Source organism: uncultured Zhongshania sp. (assembly GCF_963975605.1).
Lineage (GTDB): Bacteria > Pseudomonadota > Gammaproteobacteria > Pseudomonadales > Spongiibacteraceae > Spongiibacter > Spongiibacter aquimaris.
On sequence record NZ_CAXBHN010000009.1, the window covers coordinates 122,125 to 144,476 of the forward strand.

Sequence of the window (22,352 nt, forward strand, 5' to 3'; positions counted from 1 at the left end):
AGATTTAAAAAATATAGGTGTGTGAATAGTGAGCCAGAAAAAAGCACTCGATCAGGTGCTCGCTGAGCAGCGAGAATACAATGCTAAGCGCGCAACGGGTTATAGAGAGCGGGCCTTGAAATTGTATCCCTGGACCTGCGGTCGCTGTGCGCGGGATTTTGAGCGCAAGAATTTGTCAGAGTTGACGGTTCATCACGTAGATCACAATCATGATAATAATCCCGCCGATGGCAGTAATTGGGAATTGCTGTGTATTTATTGTCACGATGAAGAGCACGCAAAGTATGAGAATTTGGTGCGTTATGGCAGTACAACTGAGAAAAAAGTAAAAGCTGCCACCTTTAATCCCTTTGCGGATCTAAAGGCGAAAATGGAAGGCAAGGATAGTTGATTGAGCGCAATGAGCTCGTCGGCGTATTATCGCTCCATATTATTTCTATGTATTTTTAAATCGAGAGTTTATATGTTCAAACTTAAGATAATTGGTCTTATATGGTGTGTCTTTTTAACGCAAGCAACTATTTTACAAGCGGAAGAGAGTAGGCCAGCCCTCGTTTATGATGCTGAGCTGAGTGCGTATGATTATGATTTTACAGTGAACTACTTTGCTGTTAAATCGCAACAACAATCCTTAAAGATGGCCTTTATCTATTTGAAAGGCGATGCAGATAAGCCGGTTGTAACCCTATTGCACGGTAAAAACTTTAATGCCGATTACTGGAGCGAAACAGCACTATTTTTGCAGGGCATGGGTTATGGCGTTGTTATCCCCGATCAGATTGGCTTTGGTAAATCATCTAAACCCATTAACTACCAATATTCCTTTGCGGCAATGGCTCAGCAGACGCATTCATTGTTGAGCTTTCTGGAAATTGAAAAATCGATTGTGATTGGGCATTCCATGGGCGGGATGTTGGCAAGCCGCTTTGCTTTAATGTATCCACAAGTGACGCAGCAGCTGGTTTTACTTAACCCCATCGGATTGGAGAATTATTTGCAGTATGTTGAGTACAAGGACACAGATTTCTTTTACAAGGGTGAGCTTGCTAAGACCGAAGAAGGCATTAAAAACTACCAGCGTAAAAATTATTACGACGGCAAATGGAATGATCAATATGCGGCGCTAACAGACTTTATGATCGGCCAGCTTAACGGTCCGGATAAGGATTTAGTCGCTTGGGTCAATGCTAAAACCTACGATATGATTTTCACCCAGCCCGTGGTGGCTGAGTTCAAGGATTTATCTGTGCCGGTTAGTTTGATTATAGGTAGCCGTGATCGAACGGGGCCTGGGCGGAACTGGATGCGGGGCAATGTCGATTATGAGCTTGGTCGCTATGATCGTTTAGGCAAAAAAGTTGCCAAAATAATTCCGAATGCCAGCTTGTTTGAGTTGCCGAGTTTGGGGCATTTGCCGCATATTGAAGATTTTGAGCAATTTAAAAAGGTGCTACTTAAGGCTTTTAAATCAGGGCAGTAAATTTTGGCTGCGCCGCGTACCTGTAGATCCGATTAGTGTGCGCTAAACGCCTGCACGCAATAGCCCTTCGCTAAGGCTTCGGTAATTTGTGGATCTTTCGCAAAAGCTGGGTTTTTAGGTATTTGGGCATTGTCGATCATCTTGCGTTTGATGATGGTAACGTCTTTGAAACCCTCGGCCATGACAAAAAGCTGAGCCAGCTTTTCTGCCCCGAACATGTCTTTAAAATCGATGTAGACAATAAATGGCGCGCTTTCGCCCTCGGTGAATTCTCCCTGGGTTTTCTTGGCCGTGGCGTTTACTGAAAATAGATACATGCTTTTCTCCGGCCAGTTTTCTGCTGGGCAAATTATTGACTAACGATGGCCAGCCGCAGTGCTGACATATTTAATTGCAGTGATGTTAGCGCGCTTAAGCCGAGTTCGGTTTCGTGGTCGAAGGTCGCCAACTCTTTTGGATCTACGTGGGGGTTGCGACTCATTAGCGATTTCAATCGCTCGCGTTCGTCGCTGCGATCCAGTTGGTAAGCTTGGGTCGCGGTGGCTACCCATTCTTTACTCGTTTCTTCCGCAAGTGCTTCTATGTGTGGAATCATGGCGGTAATACTGGCGCGCACTTCGCGAAGCAGTACCGGCATTAACGTCTTTTTGACGCCTTGGGCCAGTTGATTCAATTTGCTGTGGGCAACCGCATTAGACAGGTTGCGATTTTGCTGGTCAGTTACAAGGCGGAAACTTTGCGCGGGTAAATAGCTTTGTAACTGCAGCCAAGCCGGTGCTTGTAGCGCGGGGCTGAAAAATGACTCAAGTAATAGTGTGCCGGGTTTGAGGGCTTTTACCGCAATAGTACAAATGCTGGCGCTGCCGAAGTCGCTGGATATCACCATGTCCATTCCGCTGGTGATTAGCGGGTGCTCCCAGCTGAAATAAGCCATGTCTTCGCGGCTGAGTGCGCGGTCGCGATCAAAGGTGCCGGTAATACCGTCCTCGGGTAAATATGGGAATGCTTCGGTGATCATGTGATCGCCGGGCCGCAAAATAATGGCGTTGTCGCTATGATCTTCGTGGTCCAGACCAAACTGTTCAGCGAGCATTTCAACATACTCCGCTAGTGCGTCACTGCGTTGCTCGGTTTCGAGTGAGGTAATTAATTCTGCGGCGCGCTGTGGTTGGCAAGAGTTTAGTTCGAGCAGGCGGTTGCGGCCTTTGCGCAAATTTTCCTGCAGTACTATGGCTTTATCGGCGGCGCGTTCGATAACGTTATTGATCTCGCTCGCGCTGTCATTGGCCAGTGCTGTGCGGAGTTCGTCACCAAACTCCAGCATCAAGGCATTGCCGACGGTGCAGGGCTGTTTGAAAATACTGACCGCGTCGCGATACCAGTGCAGTAATTTTTCTTGCGCGCTGCCTTTGTAGTAGGGCACGTGTAAATTGACATCGCCGAGCTGGCCGATGCGATCAAGACGACCAATGCGCTGCTCAAGTAAGTCAGGATTTAAGGGCAAATCAAATAGAATCAGGTGTTGAGAAAACTGGAAGTTGCGACCTTCGCTGCCAATCTCTGAGCAAATTAATAGTTGGGCGCCGTCCTCTGGGTCAGCAAAATAAGCCGCCGCGCGATCGCGCTCGATTAGGCTGAGTTCTTCGTGGAATACTGCGCTTGCAATGCCGCGACGCAGCCGCAGGTGCAGTTCTAAGTCTCGGGCCGCGTTTGCGTCAGCGGCAATGAGCAAGACTTTCTCGTCTGGGTTTTGCAATAAGAACTTTTCTATCCACGCGACTCGGGTGTCTGCTTTTAACCACGCGGCACCGAGCAATTGCTCTGGGTGCAACGATTCTTCGAGGCTAGCTGTTGTGCAAGCTTGTTCGTACCCCGCCGGAACATCGAGTGGGTGGGCGTGAATCACCCGCTGGGGGAAACCGCCGACAGAGGCGCGGGTGTTGCGGAACAGCATGCGGCCTGTCCCGAAACGGTCGAGTAGATCGCGGATGGTTTTGTCGAGCTGTTCAACGCTAGGGCTTTTTCGTAGCGCACAGAATGTGTCTTTACCTAACAAGGTCTCTAAACGTTGGCAAAACTCGGTATCGCCAAGGGAGGCCTCTGGTGAGTCACTCAGGCCTTGAATGAGTTCACTGATGTCTTCGTAGTGACTTTGCTCTTCAAGGAAGGCGGCCAAATCCGGGTAGCGGGCCGGATCGAGTAGGCGAAGACGAGCAAAATGGCCGTCTATGCCAGCATTTTCTGGCGTGGCGGTTAATAACAGTACCGAGGCAATTTCTGCGCTTAGACGCTCGACCAGTTTGTATTCGGCAGAGCTGCTGCCGTCTTCGTGCCAGTGCAGATGATGAGCTTCGTCTACCACAAGCATATCCCAGCCGGCCTCGCATAATTGCTGCTGACGGCGATCGTGGCTGCTTATCCAGCTGAGTGGGCAGATGACGAGCTGAGCATCTTCAAAGGGATTTTCTTCGTTTTCTTTCGATTCTTCTTCGTCAAAGAAAATACTGTTCGGCTCATCTTCGCACTCGTCTATTTGACGGCAGCGCGCCTCGTTAAAAATACTGAATTTGAGGTTGAAGCGGCGCAGCATTTCTACCAGCCACTGGTGAACCAAACTGTCCGGTACCACGATCAGTACGCGTTTTGCGCGCTCAAGTAATAGCAGTTGATGAATGATTAAACCGGCCTCAATGGTTTTGCCTAGTCCCACCTCGTCGGCAAGCAACACGCGGGGTGAGGGCCGACTTGCCACTTCTGCGGCGATATACATTTGGTGGGGTAGTAACTGAACTCTCGGCCCCAACAAACCGCGGGTGCTAGCGGCTTGGCTGGTGTTTTGCTGTTCTAGGGTTGCGGCTCTTAGTGCGAAGCGGCGGTGGTGTTCTACTTGACCGGCCAATAGACGCTCTTTGGCATTGCTGAGCTTGATATTGGCGCTCAGGATTTGCTCAGGCACCGGGTGCACGTCACCGTTTTCGTCTTCAGCAAAGTAGACGATGCAGCCATTGTGTTCTTGCTGCTCTTTTACTATCAGCGGGCCCTGGTTGGGGACATCGATATTATCGCCAACTTGAAATAGTACTCTCGATAGCGGTGCGGCTGCAGCGGCGTAAGTGCGCTCTTCTTCTGCTGCAGGAAAGGCAATGACCACACGACGGTTTTCGGCTTCAAGAATAATACCCAAGCCCAGGTCGGGTTCTGGGTTGCTGATCCAGCGTTGGCCGGCGATAAAAATAGTAGACATAGGGTATGAGTATAGCTCGATGTATTGACTAAGTTCAGTGCTGAGGCAGCCTGATTTCTGGAGTGCGAATGTTACGCATCGCTGGCGCCAAGGGAAAGTCTTAATACCGTAAATCTGCCCAAGGGCGACTTTAAATGGTGACAGAGACCATAGTGACCGCTGCAATGTAGACTATTGTCGAGTAGCGATGTGCTCGCGCTGCGCTAGACTGTAAGCATTCGCAAGATGATTGCCAAAGACAGGCGTGATGAGGCTAAGAGTTGGAAAGTCAGTGGCTGGTATTGTTGGCGTTTATATACGTCGCGTGTTTATTTCTAATAGCTTGGTGGGCCGATCGGCATACCCAGCGGCCGCCGGTCGTGCGCGCCTTAGTTTACAGCCTATCGCTGGCTGTTTATTGCAGTTCTTGGACGTTTTTTGGGGCTATTGGTCAGGCCGTTAACGACGGCTGGTCTTTCGTTCCAATCTACCTTGGCCCTATTCTTTTGTTTGTATTGGCGTGGCCGTTTATCCGTCGCTTATCGGTTGTGAGCACGCGTAACCGAGTGACTTCAATAGCGGATTTTATTGGTTCTCGCTATGGGAAGCATCAATTCCTTGCAGCATTGGTCACCTTGATCGCCGTCGCTGGCAGTCTTCCTTATATTGCTTTGCAATTAAAAGCTGTTACACAGGCGTGGTTGACCGTGCAGCATATGTGGCAACCAAACTTGGCTACAAGTCATAGCAGCACTAGTTTCATAGCAGCGCTAATTTTAGTTGTCTTTACGGTAGCCTTTGGCACCCGGGTGGTTGATAAACGACATCGTCATCGCGGCTTAATGGCGGCAATTGCGGTGGAATCCCTTGTAAAGTTGACCGCGTTTGTGGCGGTGGGCGTGTTTGCGCTAAGTATTTTGTTTAGTGCGGGGAGTAATGGGCTTGAAATCGAATACGGGAAACTGGCGAATTTGCCTGCCCCGGTCAATTTCATTACTCAGCTTGTCTTGGCAGCGGCCGCGATAGTCTGCCTGCCTCGGCAGTTTCACGTTATGGTGCTAGAGAATCACAGCCGTCGAGATATGCGCGCCGCGCGTTGGATATTTCCAATCTACCTAGCGTTGTTCTGTGCGCTTATTGCACCAGTTGCGATTTTGGGGCAGTCCCTTCTCGGGAGTGGCGCGCCACTTAGTCCAGATATGTTGGTGGTGTCTGCACCTATGGCGGCTGGCAGTAATACCTTAGCGGTAGTGGCTTTGCTCGGTGGTTTATCGGCGGCTACCGGTATGGTTATTGTTGCCTGTGTGACCTTGTCGGTGATGGTCTGCAACGAGTGGATGGTGCCGCTCTGGCAGTTTTTTAATCGTGCTCACAGTATTAATGCCCGCTGGTTGCAGCAGGTCAGACGTGGCGCGATAGCGGCGTTACTGCTGGCCGCCTGGTTATTGGAGCAGCAGTTAAGTGGTCGCGGTGGTTTGGCGTCTCTGGGCTTGCTGTCTTTTGCTGCGGCTGCGCAATTAATGCCATCGATTATCGCGGCCTTGTATTGGCCTAGAGCGCACTCTCGTGGAGTTATTGCCGGCCTGTTTGCTGGTGGTGCAATTTGGTTTTATTGCCTATTGCTACCTGCTTTGCTGGGGCCTGGGCATCCCTTGCTTAGTGATGGTCCGTTTGGCTTGTTGTGGTTGCGGCCAGAGGCACTGCTCGGTTTTCAATTTCCAGATCCCTTAAGCCATGGGGTGTTTTGGAGTCTATTGCTGAATTGTGCGAGCTTAGTGTTGGTGTCTGCAATGAGTCGGTTTAAGGCGATTGAGTTACGCCAAGCGCGCGCCTTTACCCAGCTGCGTTTAGTGAGGGGATATCAAAAAGCCGATTTTGAGCTCACCAAGATTGAAAGCTGGCAGTTGCAGAGAATGTTGACGCCACTCTTGGGCGCAGATAGAAGCAGGCAACTCTGGCAGCGTTTCGAACAAAGGATTGGTCAGCGCTTACTGGCTAACGATAGAGTGCCACGATTTGTTGTAAAGGATGTAGAAGCGGCATTGGCTGCTATTGTCGGTGCGGTTTCAGCGCATCGCACTTTAGATTTACTACAGCGCAAAAAGCCATTGCAGCTTGATGAGTTTGTGCTGTTGATCGGCGACACATCTAAGCAGTTGCAGTTTGGTCAGGATTTATTGCAAATCACCTTAGAGACCATACCTCAGGGTGTGAGTGTTGTAGATGCCAATTTGGATCTGGTGGCGTGGAACAGCCGCTATATCGAGTTATTTGGTTTTCCCGAGCGGCTGTTGTATATCGGTTGTCCTATTGCCAAGGTCTACCAGTTCAATGCAGAGCGAGGATATTTGCAAAATGCGGATACTGACGTGGACGGGGCTATTGCGCGCCGTCTGGCTTTATTAAGCGGCGGAAAACCCTACCGTATAGAGCGGTCGCTACCTAATGGCCTGGTTGTCGAAATTTGTGGTACGCCAATGGCGCGGGGCGGCTACGTGACTACCTATACCGATATCAGCGAATACCGGCGTATGTTCAATGAATTAGATGGCGTGAAAAACCAGTTGGAACGGCGCGTTATTGAGCGGACCTCGGCGCTGGAAGCGGCGAATGCATCACTGGCGACTGAGAACCAGGCACGGGCAAAAATCGAGCGTGAGCTAAATACCGTTTACGCTAGTAAAAGTCGATTTTTGGCGGCGGCCAGTCATGACTTGTTACAACCAATAAGCGCGGCACGTTTATTTACCGCCGCACTTTCGCATCGCACCCAAGGCAGTGATTTTGCCGCCGAGGTTGGACATATTGATGCCTCGTTAAGTAGTGCGGAAAATTTGATTACCTCCTTGCGGGAAATTGCTCGTTTGGACTCGGGCAATATTCAGCTCGATCGCCGAGACTTCTGCTTAAAAGATTTATTAGAGCCCTTGACGCGAGAGAGTGCCCTGCTCGCCAAACAAAATGGCCTTACCTTGAAGGTTCGCCCCTGTGATTGTTGGGTGTATAGCGATCAGCAGTTATTGCGACGGGTGATTCAAAACTTCCTTTCTAATGCTTTGCGTTACACCCGAGAAGGCAGTGTTTTACTGGCCTGCCGACGTCGCGCGGACAATATCCTGATTCAAGTTTGGGATACCGGTCCCGGTATTTCCCCGCGGGACCAACAGCGGGTGTTTGACGAGTTCGAACGCGCCCACAGCGGTGTTAATAATGACTCCGAAAAGGGCTTGGGTTTGGGTTTGTCGATAGTTCAGCGAATCAGCGGAATACTCGGCCATGAGATAACACTTCGGTCAGAAGAGGGGCGCGGCAGTGTGTTCGCAATTCAAGTGCCAGCAGGACATATCGTTGCGAGTCGAGTTGAACAACAAGCTCCTAGCTTACAATCTGAGCTGGCCGGGATAAGCGTTTTGTGCATAGATAATGAGCTTGGTATTCGTGCAGGTATGCAGGCGTTACTTAGTCAGTGGGGATGCCGAGTGTTTACTGGCGCAAACCTTGGCGAGGTTTTAGGGCAGTGGCGATTGGACTCTGCGCCGGATATTGTACTTGCTGATTTTCACTTAGATAACGGCGAAACGGGGCTGGAGGTACTGCAAGCCTTAAATTACCGCTGGCATACTCAGTTGCCGGCGGTGGTGATTAGCGCAGATAACAGCGCAGAGGTGCGCGCTCAGGTAGAAGGTGCGGGCTATCGATTCTTAGCCAAACCCGTAAAGCCAGCCGCATTGCGGGGCCTGATGCGGCAATTGGTTTTGCGCGGATAAAACCAATCAAAGCTGGGGTGGGTTTACCTCTAGCTGGGAAAACAGCAGTGCGGCTTGGGTGCGGGAGTGCACGCCGAGCTTTCGAAAGATTTCGGTGATATGGGCTTTAACCGTCGCTTCGCTAACATTGAGTTCGTAGGCGATTTGTTTGTTTAGTAGGCCTTGCACTAGCAGGGTTACCACGCGAAATTGTTGTGGCGTTAGGCTGGCGATGTCTTTGGCTATTTTTTGCTCTTTGCTGTCTTGTCCTATTTGATAGCGCACTCCCTCGGGTAGCCATCGAGCGCCGTCGAGTACCGCATTGATTGCAATTGTTATGATATTTGCCTGGCTGCTTTTTGGTAGAAATCCAGCTGCGCCGTGGTCGATGGCACGGCACATCACGTCGGGACTTTCGCTCCCTGAAATGATAATTACTGGAATGTCTGGATGCTGTGCTTGCAGGTGTATCAAATTACTAAAACCCTGTGCGTCGGGCATATGTAAATCGAGAAGTATTAGATCGCAATCGGGGGTGGATATAAGCAGGTCTTGCAAGTCTTTGAGAGACTCCGCTTCGTTAACTACACAGTTTGTAAAGCTTTGACCGAGGCTAGTCTTAAGTGCTGTTCTAAATAAGGGGTGGTCGTCGGCAATAATGAATCGCAGTGAGTCCATCTGAAGCCCTTTTTATTAATTTATTTCGGCTACAGTGTATAGAAAAATCCACTTTGATGCAGGTTATACCTGTTAATTTTGCGCTTTTGATGTGGAGCTTGAATTGAATGTTATGCCCACCCTAGTGTGAAAGACGCTAGGCGGGAGATGGCAAGTGCTGAGATAAAAACTCAGTTTTGTGTCTCTCGTCGAGCATCCATTAATAGGTGGGCGCACCTACAAGTATAGTTCGACCTCCGGTATTGAGCTCAAGCGATATTTGTACTGCTCGACTTGTGGTTTTCGATCAGTTTCGCAACAACGTTGGGGGCGGCAAGGGTCGATAAATCACCGAGGTTTTCGGTATCGTCGGCGGCAATTTTGCGCAGTATGCGAGCATGATTTTTCCTGAACGGGTTTTTGGCAAATCCTCGGTCCATTGGATGGTGTCCGCCACCGCAGGATGTGTGGAGGTATCCGTTATTCGCAGGGTGCAGGAGAGGCACAAGCACACTAGAAATACCTGTTATTCAGTAGCGCCTTTTTTCTGTATTTGCGTTTTGATTTAAAATTAACTAATCACAATAATTTAATGTTTGCTTTGTAAGTACTGCTTTGGAGTCATATTAAACCAGCGTTTAAATGCTCTGTTGAATGAACTTTGCTCGTTGTAGCCTAATAAGCCGGCAATTTGAGACATGGGTATGGTCTCGTTCGAGAGTAGTTTTTTGGCTTCGGTAATTCTGACCTCATCGACTAGCGCTTCAAAGGTGTAGCCCTCAGCTTGCAGCTTGCGATGAAGTGCGCGTTCGTGAAGTTTCATGTTGTCTGCGATGACCGGCCGTGAAAGCTCACCAGTGGGGAGTAACTTCCCAATTAAATGTCGGACTTGCTTGCTTGCGGGGGTATTTGGCTTAGTTGTAGAGCTGGAATCTACCTCTACCATCGAAAGGTAGTTGGAGACTAAGTCGTGTAACTGAGGGTTGTGGGAACTCAGCTCAAGATCTAAAAAATTGCTATCGAGTTCGATGGCGTCGTGTTCTTGTTTAAATAGGGTTGGGCAGTTGAATGCGTTTTGATACTGCTTGTCTGGCGCCATTTTTGAGTGACGAAAATGTACTGCGCGGGCCTTAAATTTGCCTTCCGTGACTAGATGGATAATGTGGAGCGTGCAGCCCACCGCGTGTTCCACGGCTTGTCGGCGGTCGTTGCTGTTGGTGTTGAGTAGCTCTAAACAAACGTAGCTTGGTTGATTCTCGCCTTCTTTCAAGGTGAGTGAAATGGCAGGTGTGAAATGATATAAAAATTTTCCCACGCTTATTAAGGCAGATCTAACATCGTGGGCAGACAGCGCTAAAAAGGCGACCGGCCCCAGAATCGACTGATCTTGCCGCATTGCTAGCCGTAAGCCCATATCCGGCATCCTTAGGCTTTGGGCGCACAATTCCAGTAAATCGATAAAACTTTGGTATGGGAAAAAGTAATTGTCGTCATCCCGTCGGCTGTAGTCTATGCCTGCTTTGACGAATAAATCTTCTGGGTTTCCCTGCAGCTCTTCAACTAGAAGTACTAAGTTGTTTAAACAGCTTGCTCTCACCGGTGCAGTCATTCTGCTTCTCAGATATCTTGTCATTAGTGTTGTTCCGCTAATTATAACAAGTCTCTTAAGAATGTCCCTGTTAGGGTATAAGTTTATGCATAGTGGCGTGTCGCCCGGCTAGGCGGGCGTTACTGTTGATCTTTAGAATTGAGAGTTAATGAGCCCGCTGATCGGTAGCGGTAGCTCTCCGAGTCCCGTGCTGTGAATGGTTTGGCGTACAAGCGTGCCGCTGGGAATCCCGTCGAGAATGCCGTTTATGATAAGCGTTCCCTGTAGTAGGTCGCCAACGATAATCGCTTCTGACGGGCCGGCGAGCAAAATACTGTATGTCGTTATCAGCGGATTAGTTGGAAGGATATTAAATAAAGGAGAGGAGTTTAATCCGATGGCCTCTGTGCTTGATTGCAGCGGTGCTACTAGCGTGTCGAAGGTACTAAGGGGGCTTATAAGGGCATTGTTGGCAGCTCCACCCGCGAATAAATTGCTAAGTGGTGCCCCAAGCGCTTGAAGTGCGCTCAGGTTTTGCGCGCTGGAAAACGACGAAGCACTGAGCATTGCCGCTGTTAATATAAATTTACCTATTGATTTATTCATTATTATCTCCGGTATTGGTGGTGTCGTTATTGGATGCTTACCCGTGCCAGTCGCCATCTTTGCGAAGCGGCTTGTTAACAAGCATGACGCAATGTCTTTATTCGCGTTCTCTGTGCTATCGATTCGATTATTGATCTTTGCTAGGGGGGAGTCTTGGCATTTTAGGACGAATTTTTATCATTTGCGCACTTTGGTGGCTTGTCCTAATTTGTCAAAAACTTGTCCGTATCGGAAAAGACGGGAAGGTCATTTTTATAGAATATATGCGCTATTCGTTCACTAGGATAATAATTATATGCGCGTATTTCACCGTCGAGTAAGAAAGTTCGTCTTCGGCACCTCGCTGTTAAGTCTGAGTTCCATGCCGATGTTTGCCCTTGCGGCGCCAATGCTAGAAGAGGTTATTGTTACGGGGCAGAAGCGTTCGGAAAGTACGCAGGACACCCCTGTTGCGATCACTGGTATGACCGCCGATTCTCTTGAGAAGTTTGGGTTTGCCAGCGCAAATGATATTTCTGCGCAAGTGCCTAATATGCAGGTCAGCGGTCCATTTGGTGAGGTGCAGCCGATCTTTGCGATACGCGGTGTCAGCATGTCGGACTACAGTTCTAACCAGGCGAGCCCTATTGGTGTGTATTCCGACGAGTCGTATATGGGGGCGGTATACACTCACGGTATGAATTTCTTCGACGTTGAGCGCCTAGAGGTTTTGCGAGGACCACAGGGAACACTGTACGGAAAAAACACCACTGGTGGTGCAATCAATATCATTACTAAAACGCCATTGCTCAACGATGGCTTTCATGTGAATGCCAAATTAGGTGCAGGTAACTACGATTCGCGAGTTGGCGATTTAGGTGTTGAAGGCACCTTAGTCGAAGACGCTTTAGCGGCGCGGCTCGCCTACTCCTTTTCTCGCAATAGTGGATATATAGAGAACCGCTCGGGTGGTCCCAATTTATCGTCTATCGATTTTCAGGCTTTGCGTTTAACGCTAAATTGGCAGATAACTGAAAATATGAGTAACGTGCTTAAGTTAACACACGGCCAGAATGATTCTTTAGCTAACGCCTCCAGAAATGAGCCGCGCGGAAATCTCAGCGGCGGAGACGGTGTGCTCGGTGTAGGCGGTATTGCTACTGGTGGTTTGGCGCAAGGTGATGATAGCAGCGGGTTTATGGACAATACTGGCTATTCGGCCTCATCGCAAAACCTAGGTCACCATGAAGTGGAAGATAACTTTACTGGTCCACTGGTCGTTAATTCCGATATGTTGGTCAACAAATTGGAGTTTGTTGGTGACAGTCATACTTTCACCAGTATTACCTCCATCAGTATTTCAGACTACGCTCAGAAGCAGAATACCGACGGATCACCTGAAGGCTTGCTTGAAATACGCTGGGCAGTAGATACCGATGCCTATAGCCAGGATTTACGCATTTCTAGCAACTATGACGGCATGTTTAATTTCATCGGCGGCATATATTACGCCGTAGAAGAAATGGATATGCATAATGAATACGCAATTTATGCAACGCCGCCGGATGTGCGGGTCGCGATCACATATCCAGGGGCGACGGGCTTCTATCCGTATTTGCTCGATTATGGCCAGCTTGATCAAAAAATGATTACTGACAAGACTAGCTATGCAGCTTATACGCAGCTTCGTTTTGATATAAACGCAAATTTCGGCATCGATTTTGGTATTCGCTATACGGTTGACGAAATTGACCTTAGCTATCTGAATATTTCTAGAGAAGGCTACGACGGCAGTCCGCGTGGCACGTATGTTCCCGGCAATACCACGCAAAATGACGAGCCTTTTGTACCCCTTAATCTTGCCGGTAATGCAGGGATTGTCGAGCTTGATGTATTTCTCGAAAATTTATTGAGTGGGCAAGTGACATTAGAAGATCTTCTCGCAACGGGGCAGGTAGGGTATACGCACGGGCCTTATACGACGGACTCTTCTAAACCACTGTCGGCAAAGGAGCAGGAGTTTACCGGCAAGCTCGGTTTTGATTATCGTTTTAGTGATGATTTTATGATGTACGTAAGTTATAGCAAGGGCTTTCGTTCCGGTAACTTTAATGGTGGCGCCTACTATCGTGAACGTGATTTCGAAGATGCTTACGCGAGACCTGAATACATAGATGCCTATGAAATAGGTTTTAAATCTGACTTCTATGATCAGCGAGCCAGGGTGAATGCCGCTGCGTTTTTATACGACTATAAAGACCAGCAGTTTATCAACGTCGTTGGCGTATCGAATTTCTTAGAGAATGCCGGTGGTTCAACGATCGCCGGTTTAGAAGCTGAAATTATGTTTGCGGCAACTGAAAAGTTAATGTTGATGATGGGGGTTGGCTATCTTGAAACAGAGTATACCGAGCTCGAATTGTCGGATACGCAAACGCTTAATAACCCCAATGATACGGTCGACCTCTCTGGCAATGAGCTTATCTCTGCGCCGAAAATTAGCGGCAATATCTCTATCGACTACGAAATCTATAGCGGTGACCGCGGCTATCTAAGTTGGAACGTGAATGCCAATTATCAGGATAAGCAGTGGTATAGCGCATATAACGATGTTGGTGGCTATGAAAATATTAAGCAAGATGCGTATGCGCTAGTAAATACACGACTAACTTGGCGCGGCGTCAATGAAGATTATTCTGTTTCCCTGTGGGCTAAGAACTTAGCGCAGGAAGAATATGACGGCTACGCTATTAATTTACAGGCAGGATTTGGCTTCGATTATTTCCAGGCTGGTCCGCCACGCACCTTTGGTATGGATGCAACGTATAAGTTTTAAAGTTTAATCTTAAATAATATTTTGAGCGTGAAATGACTTAGTTGATTGATGCCGTATTCAGTTTTATGGCGATCAGTCGCTGAGTCGATCAATCGGCTTCACCGAGGAAGAAAGCGATGGGCAGTATTACCTTTATCGAACATGATGGCACACAACACACTGTTGATCTGGAACCCGGAAAATCCTTGATGCAAATTGCCTTGGATAACGATGTTCCGGGTATTGATGCGGACTGCGGTGGGGAGTGTGCCTGCGGTACCTGCCACGTCATTATTGAAAGTAATTGTCCGAATATTATCGGCGGCGCGACCGGCGATGAGCTACAGATGTTAGATTTAACGCCGGAACGTAGCGACACCTCGCGGCTAGCGTGTCAGATTATAACTACTGATACGATGGATGGTCTGGTTGCACGCCTGCCAGAATTTCAGATGTAAGGTTTACTGGCCAATAATATTCAACGCATAACTATAAAGCTTGGAAGGTCTATGAAAATTCTTAATAATCTAGTTGAAAAAGGCGCCGCTAGCGTACCAATGCACCTACAAATAAAAGGTGCGCACTTGCTGTATACCGCCAAGAGCAAGTTGGGTGTGTATGCTAAAGCTCGGGAGTTTGTTGAGGCGCCGATCCCTGACGTCGCAGGCTTAGCAATAGAAGATATTGATGTCAGTAACCCGTTTTTGTTTAAGCAGAATCGTTGGGAGTCGTATTTTAAACGACTGCGCGATGAATGCCCTGTCCACTTTCAAAAAAGTAGCGCATTTGGTCCCTTCTGGTCGGTGACGCGCTATGAAGACATTGTATTTGTTGACAAACATCACGACTTGTTTTCCGCAGAGCCATTTATTGTTATTGGTGGTACGCCTAAGGAGCTGGCGCTTGAGATGTTCATTGCTATGGATCCGCCGAAGCACGATCTACAGCGTCAGGCTGTGCAGGGCGTTGTGGCGCCAAAAAATCTCAAAGAGATGGAAGGGCTGATTCGCAGCCGGACTCAAGAAGTTCTCGATCAACTTCCATTGGATACACCTTTTGACTGGGTCGAGGATGTCTCGATAGAGCTAACGGCGAGAATGCTGGCGACTCTTCTAGATTTTCCGTATGAGCAGCGTCACAAGCTTGTTTATTGGTCTGACTTGGCGGGTGGTGGCGCGGAAACAACCGGTGGTCTCAGCGATACTGATGAGTTGTTTTGCGGTATGCAGGATATGGCCAAACACTTTTCTCAGCTGTGGCGAGAGAAGGAAGCGAAGCTTGCGGCCGGTCAAGATGCCGGTTTTGATCTGATTAGCATGCTGCAAAGTAATCAAGACACCAAGGATTTAATAAATAAGCCTTTGGAGTTTTTGGGTAATCTGGTGTTGTTGATTGTGGGGGGCAATGACACTACGCGCAACTCCATGACCGGCGGAGTTCTTGCCCTTAGCCGTTTTCCAGCAGAATTTGCGAAGCTTAAGAGCGACCCCAGTGTTATTCCGAATATGGTATCTGAAATTATTCGCTGGCAAACGCCGCTAGCGTATATGCGCCGTGTCGCAAAACAAGATGTTGAGTTGAACGGTAAAGAAATTAAAAAGGGCGATAAGGTCGTAATGTGGTATGCCTCTGGCAACCGTGATGAGCGCGCTATTGATCAGCCAGATGAATTTATTATTGACCGCAAAGGCGCACGCAATCATTTGTCCTTCGGTTTTGGTGTTCATCGGTGTATGGGTAATCGTCTGGCTGAGCTGCAGCTGCGTATTCTTTGGGAGGAACTGCTGGCGCGCTTCGATGAGATAACAGTAGTTGCTGAGCCAGAGTATGTGCAATCCAATTTTGTAAAAGGCTATTCGAAGATGATTGTTAAATTAACAGCTAAAAAATAGCTGGTTTTTTAATATTAGTCTGATTTTGTCGCTCTGATTCTATGGGGGTGACAGCAGTGAGTGTCCAAGTTAGAGCGCAAAGCTGCTTTGTGTAGGTGTCGCTATGGTATTGCTCAGTAAGTCGAATGCTCAGAGGTGAAAAGGTAGTCATTATGGATGCAGAGCTTAATAAAAAAGCCCTTGGTATTGCTAGGAATTATATCGGTAGCGTAGCGTGGCCAACTGTTGTGCTGACACTGCTGGTTTGTAGTTTGTTTATTATTTGTTTGGTGTTATTCGCTGCTGGGTATATATCGGCGTGGTTAGCAACACCACTAATTAGCGTATTGACCTATATGTCTTATACGACCTTGCATGAGGCTGTGCACGGTAATATACATGGTAGCAATCCTAATTTGAGATGGGTTAACGATCTGTGTGGCTATCTAGTTGGGCCGATAATCTCCGTGCCCTATAACTCACATAAGCATGAGCATTTTGCCCATCATCGCTATACCAATATTGCTGGCAAAGATCCTGATTTTATAATTAGTGGAATGCGCACTGGTCTTTTCGCTGCGTTGTTAACAACGCTTAAGTTCTTCTATGTTCAGAATACCTTTTTCTATAAACAGCATTGGCGATCGGCTAAATTGAAAGAGCGGTTTACTTATTGCCTCGAAGTAATGTTTTCTATAGGTTGGCGCGTGCTAACGATTGCGCTGGTGGAACAGCCCGGTATTGCGGTTGTGGTGTTGCTTGGCTATTTCACGGGTGGTTTTTTTACGGCGTATTGGTTTGCCTATCGTCCCCACTTTCCTTATGACAACAGTGAGCGTTATCAAAATACCAGTAGTCTTATCATGCCGATGTGGATGAAACCTATTGAGTGGTTTTGGCTAGGGCAAAATATTCATTCTATTCATCATTTATTCCCCCGCGTGCCGTTCTATCATTATCGGGCACTTCATCGAGATATAGAGCCGATACTCCGTGCGCAAGGAACACCAATTATTGGTATTTGGAGTAGAAAGCCTGTTGCCGTGCAGGAATGAATGCGGCCTTTATATTTGTTTTCTTATGCAGAGGTTATTGCCGCTAATATTTTTAATGAGGTCGTAACGTAAAAAGGGCGACTCCATATGGAGTCGCCCTTTTTCGCTTAAGCCAATGTACTGGGCTTAAACGATTTTCTTCATCGCCGTCATGTAACCGCGCAGTCTGCGGCCAACCACTTCTACGGGATGGTTGCGAATTGCAGCGTTAACGGTGATCAGCTCAGCATTGTCTACGCCAAGATCTTTGATGTTTAAGCCCTTGCCGATAATATCGGTAGAAACTTTGCTCATAAAGTCTTTGAGTAGTGGGCGGCAAGCGTGATCGAACAGGTAGCAGCCGTATTCCGCCGTGTCTGAAATGACCACGTTCATTTCGTAGAGTTTACGACGTGCGATCGTGTTGGCGATCAGTGGTGTTTCGTGCAGTGATTCGTAGTAAGCAGACTCTGGCTCCATACCGGCAGCGACCATGCACTCGAATGCCAGTTCTACACCGGCTTTACACATGGCGATAAGTAAAATGCCGTGATCGTAGTATTCTTGCTCACTGATTTCTACATCGCCAGCAGGCGTTTTTTCAAAGGCAGTTTCCGCCGTTGCTGCGCGCCACGCGTGCAGGTTTTTATCGTCGTTTGCCCAGTCTTCCATCATGGTCTTAGAGAAGTGACCACTGATGATGTCGTCCTGGTGCTTTTCGTATAGCGGACGCATGATGTCTTTCAATTCGTCTGCAAGATCAAAAGCTTTGATTTTGGCAGGGTTAGAAAGGCGATCCATCATATTGGTGATGCCGCCGTACTTCAGACCTTCGGTAACTGTTTCCCAGCCGTACTGAATCAACTTAGAGGCGTAGCCAGCATCGATGCCTTGCTCAACCATTTTGTCAAAACACAGGATGGCGCCAGTTTGCAGCATGCCGCAAAGAATTGTTTGCTCGCCCATCAGGTCAGATTTAACTTCTGCGATTGGTGATGATTCCAACACGCCGGCACGGTCGCCGCCAGTGCCTGAAGCCAATGCCTTGGCGATTGCCATGCCTTCGCCTTTAGGATCGTTTTCACGGTGAACAGCGATCAAGGTTGGAACACCAAAGCCACGCTTATATTCTTCGCGCACTTCGGTGCCTGGGCATTTGGGGCACATCATAACAACGGTGATGTCTTTCCGGATTTGCATACCTTCTTCAACTAGATTGAAGCCGTGTGCGTAATCTAGGCAGGCGCCTTCTTTCATCAAAGGCATAACTGCGTTTACAACAGGTGTATGCTGCTTGTCTGGCGTTAGGTTCATGACAACATCAGCGACAGGGATCAATTCTTCATAGGTGCCAACTGCAAAACCATTTTCAGTCGCGTTTTTCCAGCTTTGACGTTTTTCAGCAATTGCCTCAGCGCGGAGTGTGTAAGACACGTCTAAACCCGAATCGCGAAGGTTAAGGCCTTGGTTTAAGCCCTGTGAACCACAGCCGATAATGACGATTTTTTTGCCTTTTAAGTATTCGCAGCCGTCTGCGAATTCACTGCGATCCATAAAACGGCATTTGCCCAGCTCTTGCAGCTGAAGACGCAGCGGCAGGCTATTGAAATAATTCTGACCCATGGGGTTCTCCTAAGTGTGATGTCTATAAACTTGGTCGCGGGCGGTGTTGCGTCACCTATCCCACAATGGCGGCCACTTTAGCATCGCTTGTTTGTTGCGTAAAATGATATATAGTTGATGTTGCGTTGCGTTGCGCGCATTTAGTCGGAGGTCTGGTGTCGGACGTCTGACCTACAGCTTCGCTTATGTCGGTTTCACATCCGACGCCAGACTTCCAGCGTCAGACTTGCACTTATGAATCTCAAAGAGCTCCAGACCTTTATCCATCTCAGCCAGTCTTTGCACTTTGGTCACACTGGCGATGCTATGCATTTAAGCGCCTCGGCGGTCAGTCGTTCCATTATGCGTTTAGAAGAGCAGGTGGGTGTGGCGTTGTTTGAGCGCGATAACCGCCGAGTGCAGCTCACCGCTGCGGGTCGAGAATTCCTCCGCTATGCCGAGCAGGCAGTGGTGAATTGGCAGTCGGTACTGCAGCGTTTGCATATTCAGGGAGAGGCACTTCAGGGCGAGCTGGGTGTATTTTGCTCAGTTACCGCTTCTTATAGTGTGCTTAGTAATATTCTCGAGGTGTTTAGGCAGCGATATCCTGCTATAGAATTGAAGTTGCACACGGGGGATCAGGCTGACGCTATAGAGCGAATCGTCGAAGGGGGGGAGGATCTGGGGATTACCGCTAAGCCCAAGCAGTTGTCGTCGCGCTTGCTATACCAAGAATTAACGCGTTCTCCTTTGCGTTTGTTGGTGCCGAATATTCCCTGCGCGGTCAATGAGCAGATCGCCGCTGTGGCGGAGGTGTTGTCCCCAGAGGTGTTGGCGAGTCTGCCATTTATTTTGCCCGAGCGTGGCGTGGCGAGAACATTAATAGAGCAGTGGTTTCGTCAGCAGCAGATTAAGCCCAGCGTGTACGCACAGGTAAGCGGACATGAAGCTATTGTGAGCACGGTAGCCCTTGGTTTGGGTATTGGCGTGGTGCCGGAGTTGGTATTGGCGACCAGTTTTTTGCGTGAGCGAGTGCGGGTGATTCCGGTCGAGCCCGCGCTGCCAAGCATGGAGGTTGGCATGATTGTATTGCAGCAACGTTTGTCGAACCCCTTGGTCAAAGCATTCTGGGATTGTGCTAGGTCATCGTACAGTTCCGTGAATTAATTTATGATGGCATCTATTTTGAACGTATTAACGGGTCGAGTATTTTATGACAGAGCAGCCGAACAGCGAGAAATCGAAATTAAGTTTTGATAAAGAAGCCTTATTGCTGATCGATGATCATGAAGAAGAGGTATCGGTAGACGGCAAGACTGTGCGTAAGCGCGGTATTTATCTGTTGCCGAACTTATTTACTACGGCGGCCTTATTCTCGGGTTTCTTCGCCATTATTTCGGGCATGCATGGCAATTTTGAAAATGCGGCCATCGCGATTTTTGCTGCAATGGTGTTTGACGGTCTAGATGGTCGCGTCGCTCGACTTATGAATGCCCAGAGTAAGTTTGGCGCGGAGTACGACAGTTTGGCTGACATGGTGTCCTTCGGTGTGGCTCCCGCCTTGGTGGTTTTTAGTTGGGCGCTGGTGGATCTGGGTAAATTTGGCTGGGCAGTGTCCTTTATTTATGTGGCGTGTGCGGCACTGCGTTTGGCGCGCTTCAATACCCAAATTGATACCGCGGATAAAAACTACTTCACTGGACTGGCTAGTCCTGCCGCCGCGGCAGTAATGGCGGGCTTGGTGTGGGTTTGTGCAGAAGAGGGCTGGGTCGAGCAGGGTATCCATTTTGAAATAGAGGTGTTTGCAGGCCTGCTTATGGCGGTGTGCGGCATGCTGATGATTCTGAATGTGAAATACAGCAGCTTTAAGGGAATAGATTTTCGCGGCCGAGTCCCCTTTGTTGTAATGATAGCTGTCGTCTTTGTTTTTGGCTTGGTTTCGGTTGATCCGGCGCGTGTCTTGTTGGCAGCGGCGATGATCTACGCCCTGTCGGGCCCCGTACAGGCAATATATCGCCGATTTAAGTGAGTCTCGTTTTGTAACAATAAATAGCGTGGCGCATCTAAATAGAGGTGAGTGAATTTTTTAGGGAGCCACGCCATGCTTATTCGTACGCCATCAGATATTCCCAGTAGTGAAATTACCCCAGAGAGCGTTTATCTCAAGCGTCGTGAGTTTATGCAGGGCGTTGGGGTAGCCACCTTAGGCATGGGTTTGCCTGCGATGGGGTTCGCTGCTGGCGAAGATCCACGCCAAAGTCTCGATTTCAGTCCTGTTGTTAAACAAGATGGCAACCCTTTTTATACCGATGAAAAAACAGCGAGCTTTGCTGAGGCTAGTAGTTACAATAATTTCTACGAATTTGGCACCGATAAAACCGATCCCGCGAGAAATGCGCACACCCTGACCACTGATCCTTGGTCTGTAAAAGTAGAGGGTCATGTTGCTAAGCCAGGTAACTACCCGCTCGAAGATATTATGAAGTTAATGACCCTTGAAGAGAGGATCTACCGCTTGCGATGCGTTGAGGCGTGGTCGATGGTGATTCCTTGGGTGGGATTTTCGCTCGCAGACTTCATAAAGATGTTTGAGCCCACTTCTGATGCAAAGTATGTGGAATTTACCACGCTGTATCGCCGAGAAGAGATGAAAGGGCAGCGCTCCTCATTCAGTACCATAGATTGGCCCTACACTGAGGGGCTGCGTATGGATGAGGCTATGAACCCCCTCGCCTTTATGAGTGTGGGTATGTACGGCAAAACCTTGCCAAATCAGAATGGTGCGCCAATTCGATTGGTTGTGCCTTGGAAGTATGGCTTTAAAAGTATTAAATCAATTGTCAAAATGCGTTTCACGTCTATCCGTCCTAAGACGAGTTGGCAAAGTATCGCCCCGAGAGAGTACGGGTTTTATGCCAATGTTAATCCGGAGGTGAGTCACCCGCGCTGGAGCCAAGCCTATGAAAGACGTCTGCCCGGCAGTCTGTTGAGACCTAATCGAATAAAAACTGAAATGTTCAATGGCTATGGTGATCAAGTAGCCGGCTTATATAAAGGTATGAATTTGCGTCGCAACTACTAATGACAGTATTAACCCCAAGGCAGCTGCGTTTTGCAAAGGCTGTCGTCTTTATTCTGTGCCTTTTGCCTTTGGTGTATACCGTATATGCGGCGGTAACAGAAAATCTCGGTACTGATCCGGTTAAATCGCTTATCCATATCTCTGGCGAGTGGGCTATCCGCTTATTTGTGCTCACTTTGGCGATAAGTCCTATGCGAGCGTGGCTGGGTTGGGGGTGGGTGCTTCGCTTCAGGCGAATGCTGGGTTTGTATACTTGGCTTTATACCAGTTTGCATTTATTGGTTGTTGCCACGTACATATTTGGCTGGGACTGGCAGTTAGCGAAAATCGAACTCGCTGACAGGCCTTATATATTTGTCGGCTTTGCCGCCTGGCTATTAATGCTTCCCTTGGGTATTACTTCAAATAACCGTGCGGTCCGAGCGCTCCGCCAAAATTGGGGTCGCCTGCATATGCTGGTTTATCCCGCAATCATCCTTGCGTGGCTACATATCGCCTGGCAAGTTCGTTCCAGCTACTTCGACGCCGCTCTATATGCAGTGGTCATAATTTGCCTACTTTTTCAACGATTTCAAAAACTCCAAAAAAGTTTGTAGAAAGAAGTTGACTCCCATCATGGTATCTCTATAATGCGCCTCCTCAACTGCTGAGGCGGACGTCACCGAGGTG

The 22,352-nt window shown here is 48.5% G+C and carries 17 protein-coding genes and 1 pseudogene; 11 read left to right on the forward strand and 7 right to left on the reverse strand.

Annotated features, from left to right (window positions below):
- Positions 1–25 precede the first annotated feature (25 nt).
- Together AAC007_RS10050 and AAC007_RS10055 are read left to right on the forward strand one after the other, a co-directional pair.
- Entirely contained in the window at positions 26–391 is a 366-nt protein-coding gene (locus AAC007_RS10050; protein ID WP_339676455.1) for a YajD family HNH nuclease, read from the forward strand.
- Between the two features lie 72 nt (positions 392–463).
- Positions 464–1,480, forward strand: coding sequence for an alpha/beta hydrolase (locus tag AAC007_RS10055; RefSeq protein WP_339676429.1), 1,017 nt, complete (start codon positions 464–466; stop codon positions 1,478–1,480).
- 32 nt (positions 1,481–1,512) lie between these two features.
- Here the strand turns inward: AAC007_RS10055 and AAC007_RS10060 are convergent, their stop codons facing one another.
- Both AAC007_RS10060 and rapA read right to left on the reverse strand, forming a co-directional pair.
- Entirely contained in the window at positions 1,513–1,797 is a 285-nt protein-coding gene (locus AAC007_RS10060) for a hypothetical protein (protein WP_219044264.1), read from the reverse strand.
- A 32-nt stretch (positions 1,798–1,829) separates the two neighbouring features.
- On the reverse strand, positions 1,830–4,724 hold the full coding sequence (rapA, locus tag AAC007_RS10065) for an RNA polymerase-associated protein RapA (protein WP_339676431.1): 2,895 nt from the start codon (positions 4,722–4,724) through the stop codon (positions 1,830–1,832).
- Positions 4,725–4,984: 260 nt separating this feature from the next.
- Between rapA and AAC007_RS10070 the strand changes: the two genes are divergently transcribed.
- Positions 4,985–8,470 (forward strand): NahK/ErcS family hybrid sensor histidine kinase/response regulator, encoded by a 3,486-nt coding sequence (locus AAC007_RS10070; RefSeq protein ID WP_339676433.1) that lies wholly within the window; start codon positions 4,985–4,987, stop codon positions 8,468–8,470.
- Positions 8,471–8,476: 6 nt separating this feature from the next.
- Here AAC007_RS10070 and AAC007_RS10075 read toward each other — a convergent pair whose 3' ends face one another.
- The 4 genes and pseudogenes from AAC007_RS10075 to AAC007_RS10090 all read right to left on the reverse strand — a co-directional run bounded on the left by AAC007_RS10075 (position 8,477) and on the right by AAC007_RS10090 (position 11,300).
- Positions 8,477–9,127: a response regulator transcription factor gene (locus tag AAC007_RS10075; RefSeq protein ID WP_339676434.1), complete on the reverse strand. Its 651-nt coding sequence runs from the start codon at positions 9,125–9,127 to the stop codon at positions 8,477–8,479.
- Between the two features lie 248 nt (positions 9,128–9,375).
- A pseudogene (locus tag AAC007_RS10080) lies at positions 9,376–9,557 on the reverse strand (hypothetical protein); the annotation flags it as partial.
- 138 nt (positions 9,558–9,695) lie between these two features.
- Positions 9,696–10,715, reverse strand: a complete 1,020-nt coding sequence (locus AAC007_RS10085) for an AraC family transcriptional regulator ligand-binding domain-containing protein (RefSeq protein ID WP_339676435.1) — start codon at positions 10,713–10,715, stop codon at positions 9,696–9,698.
- A 132-nt stretch (positions 10,716–10,847) separates the two neighbouring features.
- Positions 10,848–11,300 (reverse strand): hypothetical protein, encoded by a 453-nt coding sequence (locus tag AAC007_RS10090; protein WP_339676436.1) that lies wholly within the window; start codon positions 11,298–11,300, stop codon positions 10,848–10,850.
- Positions 11,301–11,595: 295 nt separating this feature from the next.
- Between AAC007_RS10090 and AAC007_RS10095 the strand changes: the two genes are divergently transcribed.
- The 4 genes from AAC007_RS10095 (at position 11,596) to AAC007_RS10110 (ending at position 17,020) form a co-directional block, all read left to right on the forward strand.
- The gene (locus AAC007_RS10095; protein WP_339676438.1) at positions 11,596–14,115 is read left to right on the forward strand and encodes a TonB-dependent receptor; all 2,520 of its coding nucleotides are present in this window, start codon (positions 11,596–11,598) and stop codon (positions 14,113–14,115) included.
- Between the two features lie 116 nt (positions 14,116–14,231).
- Positions 14,232–14,552: a 2Fe-2S iron-sulfur cluster-binding protein gene (locus tag AAC007_RS10100; RefSeq protein ID WP_339676441.1), complete on the forward strand. Its 321-nt coding sequence runs from the start codon at positions 14,232–14,234 to the stop codon at positions 14,550–14,552.
- Between the two features lie 51 nt (positions 14,553–14,603).
- The gene (locus tag AAC007_RS10105) at positions 14,604–15,986 is read left to right on the forward strand and encodes a cytochrome P450 (RefSeq protein ID WP_339676442.1); all 1,383 of its coding nucleotides are present in this window, start codon (positions 14,604–14,606) and stop codon (positions 15,984–15,986) included.
- A 152-nt stretch (positions 15,987–16,138) separates the two neighbouring features.
- Complete coding sequence (locus AAC007_RS10110; RefSeq protein ID WP_339676443.1) at positions 16,139–17,020, forward strand: fatty acid desaturase; 882 nt, start codon at positions 16,139–16,141, stop codon at positions 17,018–17,020.
- A gap of 126 nt (positions 17,021–17,146) precedes the next feature.
- On the opposite strand, the gene ilvC is transcribed toward AAC007_RS10110, so the two are convergent.
- Entirely contained in the window at positions 17,147–18,622 is a 1,476-nt protein-coding gene (gene ilvC, locus AAC007_RS10115; RefSeq protein WP_219044251.1) for a ketol-acid reductoisomerase, read from the reverse strand.
- Positions 18,623–18,856: 234 nt separating this feature from the next.
- On the opposite strand from ilvC, the gene ilvY reads away from it, so the two are divergent.
- The 4 genes from ilvY to AAC007_RS10135 all read left to right on the forward strand — a co-directional run bounded on the left by ilvY (position 18,857) and on the right by AAC007_RS10135 (position 22,279).
- Positions 18,857–19,768 carry an HTH-type transcriptional activator IlvY gene (gene ilvY, locus AAC007_RS10120; RefSeq protein WP_295876201.1) on the forward strand — a complete coding sequence of 304 codons (912 nt, stop codon included), beginning with the start codon at positions 18,857–18,859 and terminating at the stop codon, positions 19,766–19,768.
- A gap of 46 nt (positions 19,769–19,814) precedes the next feature.
- The gene (pssA, locus tag AAC007_RS10125) at positions 19,815–20,630 is read left to right on the forward strand and encodes a CDP-diacylglycerol--serine O-phosphatidyltransferase (protein WP_295876198.1); all 816 of its coding nucleotides are present in this window, start codon (positions 19,815–19,817) and stop codon (positions 20,628–20,630) included.
- Between the two features lie 72 nt (positions 20,631–20,702).
- Complete coding sequence (gene msrP, locus AAC007_RS10130; protein ID WP_339676446.1) at positions 20,703–21,683, forward strand: protein-methionine-sulfoxide reductase catalytic subunit MsrP; 981 nt, start codon at positions 20,703–20,705, stop codon at positions 21,681–21,683.
- On the forward strand, positions 21,683–22,279 hold the full coding sequence (locus tag AAC007_RS10135) for a protein-methionine-sulfoxide reductase heme-binding subunit MsrQ (RefSeq protein ID WP_339676449.1): 597 nt from the start codon (positions 21,683–21,685) through the stop codon (positions 22,277–22,279). The genes msrP and AAC007_RS10135 overlap by 1 nt, the downstream gene beginning before the upstream one ends.
- The last annotated feature ends 73 nt before the right edge of the window (positions 22,280–22,352 follow it).